The sequence below is a fragment of the Pseudomonas sp. yb_5 genome, assembly GCF_043103865.1.
Classification (GTDB): Bacteria; Pseudomonadota; Gammaproteobacteria; order Pseudomonadales; family Pseudomonadaceae; genus Aquipseudomonas; species Aquipseudomonas putida_Y.
Genome location: NZ_JBICKE010000110.1, coordinates 1 through 13,459, shown reverse-complemented (window position 1 = coordinate 13,459; position 13,459 = coordinate 1). Strand labels below are relative to the sequence as shown.

At 63.3% G+C, this 13,459-nt stretch carries 11 protein-coding genes; 9 read left to right on the top strand and 2 right to left on the bottom strand.

What is annotated here, in order from left to right:
• Nucleotides 1–8 precede the first annotated feature (8 nt).
• Nucleotides 9–2,711, top strand: coding sequence for a [protein-PII] uridylyltransferase (locus tag ACF8GF_RS20500; RefSeq protein WP_176682756.1), 2,703 nt, complete (start codon nt 9–11; stop codon nt 2,709–2,711).
• A 30-nt stretch (nt 2,712–2,741) separates the two neighbouring features.
• On the top strand, nt 2,742–3,938 hold the full coding sequence (gene dapC / locus ACF8GF_RS20495) for a succinyldiaminopimelate transaminase (RefSeq protein WP_392488425.1): 1,197 nt from the start codon (nt 2,742–2,744) through the stop codon (nt 3,936–3,938).
• Nucleotides 3,939–4,043: 105 nt separating this feature from the next.
• On the opposite strand, the gene ACF8GF_RS20490 is transcribed toward dapC, so the two are convergent.
• On the bottom strand, nt 4,044–5,690 hold the full coding sequence (locus ACF8GF_RS20490) for a Na+/H+ antiporter (RefSeq protein ID WP_392488424.1): 1,647 nt from the start codon (nt 5,688–5,690) through the stop codon (nt 4,044–4,046).
• Between the two features lie 252 nt (nt 5,691–5,942).
• Between ACF8GF_RS20490 and graT the strand changes: the two genes are divergently transcribed.
• From graT to ACF8GF_RS20460, 6 genes are all read left to right on the top strand, one after another.
• Complete coding sequence (graT, locus tag ACF8GF_RS20485) at nt 5,943–6,221, top strand: type II toxin-antitoxin system toxin GraT (protein WP_176682753.1); 279 nt, start codon at nt 5,943–5,945, stop codon at nt 6,219–6,221.
• A gap of 8 nt (nt 6,222–6,229) precedes the next feature.
• Entirely contained in the window at nt 6,230–6,529 is a 300-nt protein-coding gene (gene graA, locus ACF8GF_RS20480; protein ID WP_003252274.1) for a type II toxin-antitoxin system antitoxin GraA, read from the top strand.
• A gap of 124 nt (nt 6,530–6,653) precedes the next feature.
• On the top strand, nt 6,654–7,001 hold the full coding sequence (locus tag ACF8GF_RS20475; RefSeq protein WP_176682752.1) for an ArsC family reductase: 348 nt from the start codon (nt 6,654–6,656) through the stop codon (nt 6,999–7,001).
• A 31-nt stretch (nt 7,002–7,032) separates the two neighbouring features.
• Nucleotides 7,033–8,067, top strand: a complete 1,035-nt coding sequence (gene dapD, locus ACF8GF_RS20470) for a 2,3,4,5-tetrahydropyridine-2,6-dicarboxylate N-succinyltransferase (protein ID WP_019437665.1) — start codon at nt 7,033–7,035, stop codon at nt 8,065–8,067.
• A gap of 81 nt (nt 8,068–8,148) precedes the next feature.
• Nucleotides 8,149–9,354 (top strand): cysteine desulfurase, encoded by a 1,206-nt coding sequence (locus ACF8GF_RS20465; protein WP_176682751.1) that lies wholly within the window; start codon nt 8,149–8,151, stop codon nt 9,352–9,354.
• On the top strand, nt 9,351–9,761 hold the full coding sequence (locus ACF8GF_RS20460; RefSeq protein WP_176682750.1) for a SufE family protein: 411 nt from the start codon (nt 9,351–9,353) through the stop codon (nt 9,759–9,761). Before ACF8GF_RS20465 ends, ACF8GF_RS20460 begins: the two co-directional genes overlap by 4 nt.
• Before the next feature lie 111 nt (nt 9,762–9,872).
• On the opposite strand, the gene tcdA is transcribed toward ACF8GF_RS20460, so the two are convergent.
• Nucleotides 9,873–10,682, bottom strand: coding sequence for a tRNA cyclic N6-threonylcarbamoyladenosine(37) synthase TcdA (tcdA, locus tag ACF8GF_RS20455; protein ID WP_176682749.1), 810 nt, complete (start codon nt 10,680–10,682; stop codon nt 9,873–9,875).
• 119 nt (nt 10,683–10,801) lie between these two features.
• Between tcdA and ACF8GF_RS20450 the strand changes: the two genes are divergently transcribed.
• Nucleotides 10,802–13,393: a glycosyltransferase gene (locus tag ACF8GF_RS20450; RefSeq protein WP_392488423.1), complete on the top strand. Its 2,592-nt coding sequence runs from the start codon at nt 10,802–10,804 to the stop codon at nt 13,391–13,393.
• Nucleotides 13,394–13,459: the final 66 nt, after the last annotated feature.

Sequence of the window (13,459 nt, the reverse complement as noted above, 5' to 3'; positions counted from 1 at the left end):
GTGACGCGATGCCCCAGGTGGACCCCGAGCTGTTCGACCGTGGCCAGTTCCAGGCGGAACTGGCCCTCAAGGCGAGCCCCATCGCCGCCTTCAAGAAAGCCATCCGCCTGGCCGGCGAGGTGCTCGACAAACGTTTTAGCGCCGGCAGCGACATCCGCCCGCTGATCGAGGCCCGCGCCTGGCTCGTCGACAATATCCTGCAACAGGCGTGGAACCAGTTCGACTGGGGCGACCAGAGCGGCATTGCCCTGGTTGCGGTGGGCGGCTACGGGCGCGGTGAACTGCACCCGCACTCGGACATCGACCTGCTGATTCTGCTGGGCGCGGCCGAGCACGAACAGTACCGCGACGCCATTGAGCGCTTTCTGACCTTGCTGTGGGACATTGGCCTGGAAGTCGGCCAGAGCGTGCGCACTGTCGACGAGTGCGCCGAACAGGCCCGCGCCGACCTGACGGTAATCACCAACCTGATGGAAAGCCGCACCATCGCCGGCCCCGAGGCCTTGCGCCAGCGCATGCTGGAAGTCACCAGCACCGCGCAAATGTGGCCGAGCAAGGAATTCTTCCTGGCCAAGCGCGCCGAACTCAAGGCCCGCCACCACAAGTACAACGACACGGAGTACAACCTCGAACCCAACGTCAAGGGTTCGCCAGGCGGCCTGCGTGACATCCAGACGGTCCTTTGGGTGGCCCGCCGCCAGTACGGGACGCTCAACCTGCATGCACTGGCCGGCGAAGGCTTCTTGCTGGAAAGCGAGAATGAACTGCTGGCTTCGTCCCAGGACTTCCTCTGGAAAGTCCGTTATGCCCTGCACATGCTGGCCGGACGCGCCGAAGACCGCCTGCTGTTCGACCACCAGCGCAGCATCGCCACGCTGCTGGGCTACAGCGATGAAAACCCCAAGCGGGCGATCGAACAGTTCATGCAGCAGTACTACCGGGTGGTGATGAGCATCAGCCAGCTGTGCGACCTGATCATCCAGCACTTCGAAGAAGTTATCCTCGCCGACGAGGAGAGTGGCAGCACCCAGCCGCTGAACGCGCGGTTCCGCCTGCATGACGGCTATATAGAGGCCGCCAACCCGAACGTGTTCAAGCGCACGCCGTTCGCCATGCTGGAAATTTTCGTACTGATGGCCCAACACCCCGAGATCAAGGGGGTGCGTGCCGATACCGTGCGCTTGCTGCGCGAACACCGCCACCTGATCGATGACACGTTCCGCACCGATATCCGCAATACCAGCCTGTTCATCGAGCTGTTCAAGTGCGAAATCGGCATCCACCGCAACCTGCGCCGGATGAACCGCTACGGCATTCTTGGCCGCTACCTGCCAGAGTTCGGCCTGATCGTCGGGCAGATGCAGCATGACCTGTTCCACATCTATACGGTCGACGCGCACACCCTCAACCTCATCAAGCACCTGCGCAAGCTGCAATACACGCCGGTGTCCGAGAAATTCCCGCTGGCCAGCAAGCTCATGGGGCGCCTGCCCAAACCCGAGTTGATCTACCTGGCCGGCCTGTACCACGACATCGGCAAGGGTCGCCAGGGCGACCACTCGGAAATCGGTGCGGTGGACGCGCAGAAGTTCTGCGAACGGCACCAGTTGCCGGCCTGGGACAGCCGCCTGATCGTCTGGCTGGTGCAGAACCACCTGGTGATGTCGACTACCGCCCAGCGCAAGGACTTGTCCGACCCACAGGTGATCAACGACTTTGCCCTGCACGTGGGCGACGAGACGCGCCTTGACTACCTGTACGTGCTGACCGTGGCCGACATCAACGCCACCAACCCGAGCCTGTGGAACTCGTGGCGGGCCAGCCTGCTGCGCCAGCTGTACACCGAGACCAAGCGCGCCCTGCGCCGCGGCCTGGAAAACCCGCTGGACCGCGAAGAGCAGATTCGCCAGACCCAGTCGTCAGCGCTGGATATCCTGGTGCGCGAGGGCACCGACCCGGACGACGTCGAGCAGCTATGGGCGCAACTGGGCGATGACTATTTCCTCAAGCACACAGCCGCCGACGTGGCCTGGCACACGGATGCGATCCTGCAGCAACCGGCCGACGGCGGGCCGCTGGTGCTGATCAAGGAAACCACCCAGCGCGAGTTCGAAGGCGGCACGCAGATCTTCATCTATGCCCCCGACCAGCACGATTTCTTCGCCGTGACGGTGGCGGCCATGTCGCAGTTGAACCTGAACATCCACGACGCACGGATCATCACGTCGAGCAGCCAGTTCACCCTCGACACCTACATTGTGCTGGACAACGACGGTGGCTCGATCGGCGACAACCCGCAGAGGGTCAAGCAGATTCGCGACGGTCTGACCGAAGCGCTGCGCAACCCCGAGGACTACCCGACCATCATCCAGCGCCGGGTGCCGCGGCAGCTCAAGCACTTCGACTTCCCGCCGCAAGTGACCATCCTCAACGATGCCCAGCGGCCGGTGACCATCCTCGAAATCACCGCGCCAGACCGCCCGGGCCTGCTGGCCCGACTGGGGCGGATCTTCCTGGAGTTCGACCTGTCGCTGCAAAACGCCAAGATCGCCACCCTCGGCGAGCGGGTTGAAGACGTGTTCTTCATTACCGATGCCGACAACCAGCCGCTGTCAGACCCGCAACTGTGCAGCCGCCTGCAGGAAGCCATCGTGCAGCAACTGCAGGCCGGCCAAGGTAGCGACACCAGCCAGACCCGCGTGACCATTTAACGATTAGACGATTGACGAGACCTCGCGCCGATGAACCATGCCTTGACCCAGCTTCAGCCCTATCCGTTCGAAAAGCTTCGTGCCCTGCTGGGCAGCGTGAAGCCCGCGGCGGACAAACGCGCCATCGCCCTGTCGATCGGTGAGCCGAAGCACGAATCGCCGGCGTTCGTCGCCCAGGCCATGGCCGACAACCTCGACAAGCTGGCGGTTTATCCCAGCACCATCGGCTTGCCAGCCCTGCGCCAGGCCATCGGTCAGTGGTGCGAACGACGTTTTGGCGTGCCGACCGGCTGGCTGGACGCCGACCGCCACATCCTGCCGGTCAACGGCACCCGTGAAGCGCTGTTCGCCTTCACCCAGGCCGTGGTCAACCGCGCCGATGAAGGCCTGGTGGTCAGCCCCAACCCGTTCTATCAGATCTACGAAGGCGCAGCGCTGCTGGCCGGCGCCACCCCGCACTACCTGCCGTGCCTGGAGAACAACGGTTTCAACCCGGACTTCGACGCCGTACCGGCCGAAGTGTGGAAGCGTTGCCAGATCCTGTTCCTGTGCTCGCCGGGCAACCCTACGGGTGCGCTGGTGCCGATGAACACCCTGAAGAAGCTGATTGCCCTGGCTGACGAGCACGACTTCGTGATCGCCGCCGACGAGTGCTACAGCGAGCTGTACTTCGACGAAGACGCGCCACCGCCAGGCCTGCTGACGGCATGCGCCGAGCTAGGCCGTAGCGATTTTGCGCGCTGCGTGGTGTTCCACAGCCTGTCCAAGCGCTCCAACCTGCCGGGGCTGCGCTCGGGCTTCGTCGCCGGCGATGCCCGGATCATCAAGCCGTTTCTGCTGTACCGCACCTACCACGGCTGCGCGATGCCGGTACAAACCCAACTGGCCAGCATCGCCGCCTGGCAGGACGAGGCGCATGTGCGCGACAACCGCGACCAATACCGGGCCAAGTACGATGCCGTGCTGGATATTCTGCAGCCGGTACTGGACGTGCAACGCCCGGACGGCAGTTTCTACCTGTGGGCCAAGGTACCGGGCGACGATGCCGAGTTCACCCGTGACCTGTTCGAAGCCCAGCATGTGACCGTGGTACCGGGGTCGTACCTGTCGCGTGAAGTGGACGGGGTGAACCCGGGTGCCGGGCGCGTGCGCATGGCACTGGTTGCACCGCTGGCCGAATGCATCGAGGCGGCGGAGCGGATTCGCGCCTTCCTGCAAAACCGCTGATCAACCCCTTCGCGGGCACGCCCGCCCCCACAGGTACTGCGCTGATTTCAAGCGCAGCGCAGTACCTGTGGGAGCGGGCGCGCCCGCGAAGGGCCTTGATAGGGTCTACTTGACTGAACCCAGGTTCGCCTCACTCATATCCAGCTCACCCAGTACTTGCCGCACCACCTCATCGCCCACCAGGTGCTGACGATGCAGGTTGTACAGCTCCAGCCGCTGGGCCCTCAGGGCACGCAAGCGTAAACGCCGCTCCAGCAAGTCCATCTGTGCGGCCAGGGCCTTGGCTTCGGCACTGTCGTCGTAGCTTTCCAGCTCATCCCGGTATTCAGCCATCAAGCGCGCCTTCAACTCGGTCGCCAAGGTTGCCTGCGCAGCATCCTGCGGTGCGTTGCTGTCGATCACCTCTTCTGCCTCCAAGGCATGAATCGCCGCCTCGGCTGTGCGCCGCCAGGCTTCCTGCACCTCTTGATGCAAGCGCTCGTCAGGGCTCTTGGTCACCCCTCGCAGTAACAGCGGCAGGGCAAGGCAGGCACTGATCAACGACAGCAGTATTACCCCCGCAGCAATGAAGATAAGCAGGTCACGCTCCGGGAAAGCTGTACCAGCCCCTATCAGCAACGGGATCGACATGACACCCGCCAGGGTGACAGCGCCGCGCACACCACCCAAGGTCAGCAACCAGCAGGAACGCGCCGTAGGCATCAGCACCAGTGCCGGCTTGCCGCGCCAGCGACGGACCACACCGATCGAGCGCCAGATACTCTGGACCCAGATGAACCGCAACAGAATCAGTGCGGCAAAGATCGCCACCACGTCCAGGCAGCGGTAGGCCAATGTCGGCCAGAGGGTCGCTTCGTGGCTGACCACAGCCTTGATGATGTCTGGCAACTGCAAGCCCAACAGCAGGAAGATCAGGCCATTGAAGGCAAACTCCAGCAACGACCACACACTGCGGTTGAGCAGGCGGGTACTGGTCTGACGCGGCAGCAGGTCGAGCCAGCTCTGCATCATGCCGGCCGCCACCGCCGAGAGAATACCCGAAACGCCCAGGCGCTCGGCCAGCACGTAGGCGGCGAACGGCAGCAGCAGCATGAAGACCACATGGGTAGCTGGATCGTCCCAGCCCCGGGTGATCATCCACATGCGCAGGCGACCGATCAACCAGCTCAGTACCACACCCACCGCAAGGCCGCCCAGTGCGACCAACACGAAGCTGAAGCCGGCGTCAGCCAACGAAAACACCCCGGTGATCGCCGCCGCCAAGGCGAACTTGAAGGTTACCAGGCCCGACGCGTCGTTCATCAGCGCCTCGCCCTGCAGCATGTGCATCAGGGGAGTGGGCAGGCGGTCCTGGGCAATGGCCGAAACGGCCACGGCGTCGGTCGGCGAAAGCACTGCGGCCAGGGCGAAAGCCACCGGCAACGGGATGCTCGGCAGCAACCAGTGGATGAAGTAACCGGCGCCGACCACGGTGAACAACACCAGCCCCACGGCCAGCGCCACTACCGGGCCACGAATGCGCCATAACTCACGCTTGGGGATGCGCCAGCCGTCGGCGAACAGCAGCGGAGGCAGGAACAGGAACAGGAACAATTCGGGGTCAAGGGCTACATGCAGGCCCAGCGTCGGCCACGCCAGCAAGGCACCGGCGGCAATCTGTACCAGCGGCAATGGCAGCGGGATCACACGGCCGACCAGCTTCGACAGGCTGACCAGCGTCAGCAGGATGAGAACGGTGTAGGCGGACTGCATCCGGGAAAGCTTCCTTTGTGAACCAGAAACTATATCAAGGCGAGACATCGCCATTGGAACAATATGTTAGCGGCGACCGACGGTTCGGGGCCGCTGCACGATAGTCGCAGGTGACGGGTGAATATGTAACATGATGATACCCAGCAGATGTGACCGGAGCTTGCGAGTCGCGTGCCCCGTTATTGAAGACTTGAACTACAGCGATCCCGTCGTATAATCGACATTAACGAATAACGTTAAGCATTCAGGCGCATGATTCGAAGCTTTAGCTGTGCCGACACGGAAGCGCTCTTCACAACGGGAAAGACACGGCGTTGGTCAGATATCAAGTCAGTCGCGGAGCGCAAACTGGCCATGCTCGATGCCGCAACAGAGTTGCGAGACCTTAGGTCGCCACCTGGCAATCGCCTCGAGTCACTGAGCGGCAACCGCGCCGGCCAACACAGTATCCGTGTAAATGACCAATGGCGGTTGTGCTTCACCTGGACAGAACACGGGCCAGTTAACGTTGAAATTGTCGATTACCACTGAGGTGCATCATGCTCAAGAACGGTATGCGTCCAATCCATCCGGGTGAAATCCTGCGGGAGGACTTCCAGAAGGAAATGGGCTTCAGCGCCGCGGCTCTGGCCAGGGCGTTGGGTGTAGCAACGCCAACCGTCAACAACATCCTGCGCGAACGGGGCGGTGTATCCGCCGACATGGCACTGCGTCTGTCCATCTGCCTGGACACCACCCCTGAGTTCTGGCTCAACCTGCAGACGGCCTTCGACCTGCGCACAGCCGAACAGCAACACGGCGATGAGATCATCGGGTCGGTCCAGCGCCTGGTCGCTTGAACACATCCTGATCAATAAACAGGGGCGCCACGGGCGTGGCGCCGCGAGGATCGTTCCCGCATAATCCCGCGACTGACATCGAAAAACGGAGAGATTGGGGCGACTTGTAACCCCAATGTACACAATGACCTACACGCTCTACGGCATCAAAGCCTGTGACACCATGAAAAAGGCGCGTACCTGGCTCGAAGACAACGCCATCGCCTACGAATTCCATGATTACAAAACCCAAGGCATCGACCGCGACAGCCTGAACCGCTGGTGCGACGAACACGGCTGGGAAGTCATCCTCAACCGTGCCGGCACCACCTTCCGCAAGCTGGACGACGCCAGCAAGGCAGACCTCGACCAGGCCAAGGCCGTCGAGCTGATGCTGGCCCAGCCGTCGATGATCAAACGCCCGGTGCTCGACCTTGGCGCGCGTACCCTGGTCGGGTTCAAGCCCGACCTGTACGCCGCTGCCCTGGCCTGAGCCCCCACCCTATTTCGCACGAGGTAATCACATGTCCAATACCCTGTTCAGCCTGGCCTTCGGTGTCGGCTCCCAGAACCGCCAGGGCGCCTGGCTGGAAGTGTTCTACGCACAACCGCTGCTCAACCCGAGCGCCGAACTGGTTGCTGCAGTCGCCCCTGTTCTCGGTTACGAAGGTGGCAACCAGGCCATCGCCTTCAGCAACGCCCAGGCCGCGCAACTGGCCGAAGCCGTAAAAGGCGTGGACGCCGCCCAGGCCGCCCTGCTGACCCGCCTGGCCGAAAGCCACAAGCCGCTGGTCGCCACCCTGCTGGCCGAAGACGCTGCCCTGAGCTCGACCCCAGAGGCCTACCTCAAGCTGCACCTGCTGTCGCACCGACTGGTCAAACCGCATGGCGTAAGCCTGGCCGGCATCTTCCCGCTGCTGCCGAACGTGGCCTGGACCAACCAGGGCGCAGTCGACCTGGGCGAGCTGGCCGAGCTGCAACTGGAAGCACGCCTGAAGGGCGAGCTGCTGGAAGTGTTCTCGGTGGACAAGTTCCCGAAAATGACCGACTACGTGGTACCGGCCGGCGTGCGTATCGCCGACACCGCCCGTGTGCGCCTGGGTGCCTACATCGGCGAAGGCACCACCATCATGCACGAAGGCTTCGTCAACTTTAATGCTGGCACCGAAGGCCCGGGCATGATCGAAGGCCGCGTTTCCGCTGGCGTATTCGTTGGCAAAGGTTCGGACCTGGGCGGCGGCTGCTCGACCATGGGCACCCTGTCCGGTGGCGGCAACATCGTCATCAAGGTTGGCGAGGGTTGCCTGATCGGCGCCAACGCAGGCATCGGTATTCCGCTGGGCGACCGCAACACCGTCGAAGCCGGCCTGTACATCACCGCGGGCACCAAGGTGAACCTGCTGGACGAGAACAACGAGCTGGTCAAAGTGGTCAAGGCCCGCGACCTGGCTGGTCAGACCGACCTGCTGTTCCGTCGCAACTCGCTCAATGGCGCGGTAGAGTGCAAGACCCACAAGTCGGCCATCGAGCTGAACGAAGCGCTGCACGCTCACAACTGAGAACCTTGCCGGGTTTGAGGTGTTAAGATCGGGTCTGGCGCCAATGCACCAGACCCGATTTTCATTCCAGGCCTCGCAAACATGTTTCAGCCCTCTCCCTGGCGTGCCGACTTTCCCGCCATCGCCGCCCTGCAACGGCAGCACCAGACATACCTGGACAGCGCAGCCACCACCCAGAAGCCGCAAGCCCTGCTCGACGCCCTGAGCCATTACTACGGCCATGGCGCGGCCAACGTGCACCGCGCCCAGCATTTGCCCGGCGCGCTGGCGACCCAGGCCTTCGAAACCAGCCGCGACAAGGTCGCCGCCTGGCTCAATGCCGCAGACTCGCGGCAGATCGTGTTCACCCACGGTGCTACCTCGGCGCTGAACCTGCTGGCCTATGGCCTGGAGCACCGCCTCGAAGCCGGTGACGAAATTGCCGTCAGTGCCCTGGAGCACCATGCCAACCTGCTGCCCTGGCAACAGCTGGCGCACCGGCGCAACCTGCGCCTGGTGGTGCTGCCGCTGGATGCCCATGGCCGTATCGACCAGGAACAGGCACTGCAACTGATCGGCCCGCGCACCCGGGTGCTCGCCGTCAGCCAGCTGTCCAACGTGCTGGGTACCTGGCAGCCGCTACCAGCGCTACTGGCCCATGCCCGCGCCCAGGGCGCGCTGACTGTGGTCGATGGTGCCCAAGGCGTGGTGCATGGTCGCCATGACATGCAGCAACTGGGCTGCGACTTCTATGTGTTTTCCAGCCACAAGCTGTACGGTCCAGACGGCGTCGGCGTGCTCTATGGTCGCGCCCAGGCCCTGGAGCTGTTGCGCCACTGGCAGTTCGGTGGCGAGATGGTGCAGTTGGCCGAATACCACAGCGCCAGCTTCCGCCCCGCGCCCCTGGGATTCGAGGCGGGTACGCCGCCCATTGCCGGAGTGATAGGCCTGGGCGCGACACTGGACTACCTGGCCAGCCTCGATGCCCATGCGGTCGCAGCGCATGAAGCCAACCTGCACCAGCACCTGCTGCGTGGCCTGGGCGACCGCGAAGGTGTGCGGGTGTTGGGTGCACCGCAGACGGCCCTGGCCAGTTTCGTCATCGAGGGCGTGCACAACGCCGATATCGCTCATCTGCTGACTGAACAGGGCATTGCCGTGCGTGCCGGTCACCACTGTGCCATGCCACTGCTGAAGGGGATGGGGCTGGAGGGCGCGATACGGGTGTCGCTGGGTTTGTACAACGACAGCGATGACTTGCAACATTTCTTCGACGCGCTGGATCAAGGCCTGGAGCTGTTGCGATGAGCCTGCCGGAACAGGCGCATCAAGCGCTGGTAGCTTTTCAACAGGGCAAAGGCTGGGAACAGCGTGCTCGGTTGCTGATGCAGTGGGGTGACCGCCTGGAGCCGCTGGCTGATGCCGAAAGGACCGAGGCCAACCGGGTGCATGGCTGCGAGAGCCTGGTGTGGCTGGTGGCCGAGCAGATCGAGGGAGTATGGCGGTTCAAGGCCAGCAGCGATGCCCGCTTGTTGCGTGGGCTGCTGGCGCTGTTGCTGGTGCGGGTGCAGGGACTGGCCAGTGAGGAGCTGGCCGGGATTGATCTGCGCGAGTGGTTTACCCAGCTCGGGCTGGAACGCCAATTGTCGCCGTCGCGCAGCAATGGGCTGCATGCGGTGTTGCAGCGGATGGCGGAGTTGGCGTCCAACCGCTGAATCGGCGCCGGTTTCTTCGCGGGCCTGCCCGCTCCCACAGGTACGGCGTCATGCTTGAGAGAGATGCAGTACCTGTGGGAGCGGGCGGGCCCGCGAAGACGCCCACGCGGTCTATTCAGGCTTGACCCGTTCCGACGGCCGGCGCGCTCCAGCCACCAGCTTCTCGATCGCCTTGCTCGCCGCTACCATGCCAAAGGTCGCGGTCACCATCATCACTGCACCAAAGCCACCCGAGCAGTCCAGGCGCACGCCCTCACCCACGAAGCTTTTCTGCAAGCAAACGCTGCCATCACCCTTGGGGTAACGCAGCTGTTCGCTGGAGAACACGCACGGCACGCCATAGTTGCGGCTGACGTTACGCGAAAAGTTGTAGTCGCGGCGCAGGGTGGAACGCACCCGTGACGCCAACGGGTCGTTGAAGGTCTTGTTCAGGTCGGCGATCTGGATCTGCGTCGGGTCGATCTGGCCACCCGCGCCACCGGTAGTGACAATGGCAATCTTGCGCCGCCGACACCAGGCGATCAGCGCCGCCTTGGCCATGACGCTGTCGATGCAGTCGATCACGCAGTCGAGGTGCTCGGTGATGTATTCGGCCATGGTCTCGCGGGTGACGAAGTCGGCCACCGCATGCACCGTGCACCCGGGGTTGATCGCCCGCAGGCGCTCGGCCATGACCTCGACCTTGGGCCGCCCCACCTGCCCTTCCAGCGCATGGGCCTGGCGGTTGGTGTTGCTGACACAGACATCGTCCAGGTCGAACAGGGTGATTTCGCCCACGCCGCTGCGGGCCAGCGCTTCGGCCACCCACGAGCCCACCCCGCCGATACCGACCACGCCCACATGGGCCTGGCCCAGCCGCTGCAGCCCTTGGTCGCCATACAACCGGGCAACGCCGGCAAAGCGTGGATCTTCTGTGCTCATGTTCATACCCCAAAAAACCGGCACGCATTATATGCCAGCAGCCCCAAGGCCTGCATCGTTAGGAAAGAGACTACCAACACTGCTTTAATGTCCTACCACTTCGCCACGAATGGACGACGATGTCTTCACGTAAATTCGGCCTGAACCTGGTAGTGGTGCTGGCCATCGCCGCACTGTTCACCGGGTTCTGGGCACTGATCAACCGCCCGGTCTTCGCCCCCGCCTGGCCAGAACAGATTTCTGGCTTTTCGTATTCGCCGTTCCGCCTGGGCGAAAGCCCGCAGAAGGGTCAGTACCCCACTGACGAAGAACTGCGCCAGGACCTGGAGCAACTGAGCAAACTGACCGACAGCATCCGTATCTACACCGTGGAGGGCACTCAGGCCGACATCCCGCGCCTGGCCGAAGAGTTCGGCCTGCGGGTGACGCTGGGGATATGGATCAGCCCGGACCTGGAGCGCAACGAGCGCGAGATCGCCACGGCCATCCAGCTGGCCAATACCTCGCGCAGCGTGGTGCGGGTGGTGGTCGGCAACGAGGCGCTGTTCCGTGAAGAAGTCACACCGGGAAACCTGATCAAATACCTGGACCGGGTACGCGCAGCCGTGAAGGTGCCTGTGACCACCAGTGAACAATGGCACATCTGGAAGGAACACCCTGAGCTGGCCAGGCACGTCGACCTGATTGCCGCGCACATCCTGCCCTACTGGGAGTTCGTGCCAATGGAGGACTCGGTCGAGTTCGTCCTCGACCGCGCCCGTGAACTGAAGCACCAGTTCCCGCGCAAACCCCTGCTGCTGTCGGAAGTCGGCTGGCCGAGCAACGGCCGCATGCGCGGTGGTGCCGATGCCACACAGGCCGACCAGGCCATCTACTTGCGCACCCTGGTCAATACCCTCAACCGCCGTGGCTACAACTACTTTGTCATTGAAGCCTATGACCAACCCTGGAAGGCCAGCGACGAAGGCTCGGTAGGCGCCTACTGGGGCGTCTACAACGCCGAGCGCCAGCAGAAGTTCAACTTCGACGGCCCCGTGGTGGCGATCCCGCAGTGGCGGGCCCTGGCAGTGGCGTCGGTGGTGCTGGCAATGATCGCCCTGATGGTGCTGTTCATCGATGGCTCGGCCCTGCGCCAGCGTGGCCGTACCTTCCTGACGTTCATCACCTTCCTGTGCGGGTCGGTACTGGTGTGGATCGCCTATGACTACAGCCAGCAATACAGCACCTGGTTCAGCCTGACCGTGGGCGTGCTGCTGGCCCTCGGCGCGCTGGGCGTGTTCATCGTGTTGCTCACCGAAGCCCACGAGCTGGCCGAGGCGGTCTGGATACACAAGCGCCGCCGCGAATTCCTGCCCGTGCAGGCCGACAGTGCCTACCGGCCCAAGGTGTCGGTGCACGTGCCGTGCTACAACGAGCCACCTGAGATGGTGAAACAAACCCTCGACGCCCTGGCCGCCCTGGACTACCCCGACTACGAAGTACTGGTGATCGACAACAACACCAAGGACCCGGCCGTGTGGGAGCCGCTCAAGGCCCACTGCGAGAAGCTTGGCGAGCGCTTCAAGTTCTTCCACGTCGCGCCTCTGGCCGGCTTCAAGGGCGGTGCACTGAATTACCTGATCCCGCACACGGCCAAGGACGCCGAAGTGATCGCGGTAATCGACTCGGACTACTGCGTCGACCGCAACTGGCTCAAGCACATGGTGCCGCACTTCGCCGATCCGAAAATTGCCGTGGTGCAGTCACCGCAGGATTACCGCGACCAGCACGAGAGTGCCTTCAAGAAGCTGTGCTACAGCGAATACAAGGGCTTCTTCCACATCGGCATGGTCACCCGCAACGACCGTGACGCGATCATCCAGCACGGCACCATGACCATGACCCGGCGCAGTGTGCTGGAAGAACTGGGCTGGGCCGAATGGTGCATCTGCGAGGATGCCGAGCTGGGGCTGCGCGTGTTCGAGAAAGGCCTGTCCGCCGCCTACGCCCACAACAGCTACGGCAAGGGCCTGATGCCCGACACCTTCATCGACTTCAAGAAGCAACGCTTCCGCTGGGCCTACGGCGCCATCCAGATCATCAAGCACCACGCCGGTGCGCTGCTGCGCGGCAAAGGCAGCCAGCTGACCCGTGGCCAGCGCTACCACTTCCTGGCCGGCTGGCTACCGTGGATCGCCGATGGCATGAACATCTTCTTCACCATCGGCGCGCTGTTGTGGTCGGCGGCGATGATCATCGTGCCGCATCGGGTCGACCCGCCACTGATGATCTTCGCCATCCCGCCGCTGGCGCTGTTCTTCTTCAAGGTCGGCAAGATCGTCTTCCTGTACCGCCGAGCGGTGGGGGTGAACCTCAAGGATGCCTTCGCAGCTGCACTGGCCGGGCTGGCACTGTCGCACACCATCGCCAAGGCGGTCCTGTATGGCTTCTTCACCAGCAGCATGCCGTTCTTCCGCACGCCGAAGAATGCTGACAGCCATGGGTTGCTGGTGGCAATTTCCGAAGCGCGTGAAGAGCTGTTCATCATGGTGCTGCTGTGGGGCGCGGCGCTGGGCATCTACCTGGTGCAGGGGCTGCCGAGCTCGGATATGCGCTTCTGGGTGGCGATGTTGCTGGTACAGTCGTTGCCTTATGTGGCAGCGCTGGTGATGGCGTTCCTGTCGTCGTTACCCAAGCCGCAGGAAAAGGCTGCCGAACCGCAGCAGGCTTGAGATTGTCAGGGGCGCTTTGCGCCCCTATCGCGACGCAAGGCCGCTCCCACAAGGAACCGCATACCC

Coding starts and splice junctions, on each gene's coding strand:
- ACF8GF_RS20450 (WP_392488423.1), top strand. CDS start 10,802: ATGTCTTCACGTAAATTCGGCCTGAACCTGGTAGTGGTGCTGGCCATC.
- dapD (WP_019437665.1), top strand. CDS start 7,033: ATGTCCAATACCCTGTTCAGCCTGGCCTTCGGTGTCGGCTCCCAGAAC.
- ACF8GF_RS20490 (WP_392488424.1), bottom strand. CDS start 5,690: ATGCAGTCCGCCTACACCGTTCTCATCCTGCTGACGCTGGTCAGCCTG.
- ACF8GF_RS20475 (WP_176682752.1), top strand. CDS start 6,654: ATGACCTACACGCTCTACGGCATCAAAGCCTGTGACACCATGAAAAAG.
- graA (WP_003252274.1), top strand. CDS start 6,230: ATGCTCAAGAACGGTATGCGTCCAATCCATCCGGGTGAAATCCTGCGG.
- graT (WP_176682753.1), top strand. CDS start 5,943: ATGATTCGAAGCTTTAGCTGTGCCGACACGGAAGCGCTCTTCACAACG.
- tcdA (WP_176682749.1), bottom strand. CDS start 10,682: ATGAGCACAGAAGATCCACGCTTTGCCGGCGTTGCCCGGTTGTATGGC.
- ACF8GF_RS20465 (WP_176682751.1), top strand. CDS start 8,149: ATGTTTCAGCCCTCTCCCTGGCGTGCCGACTTTCCCGCCATCGCCGCC.
- dapC (WP_392488425.1), top strand. CDS start 2,742: ATGAACCATGCCTTGACCCAGCTTCAGCCCTATCCGTTCGAAAAGCTT.
- ACF8GF_RS20460 (WP_176682750.1), top strand. CDS start 9,351: ATGAGCCTGCCGGAACAGGCGCATCAAGCGCTGGTAGCTTTTCAACAG.
- ACF8GF_RS20500 (WP_176682756.1), top strand. CDS start 9: ATGCCCCAGGTGGACCCCGAGCTGTTCGACCGTGGCCAGTTCCAGGCG.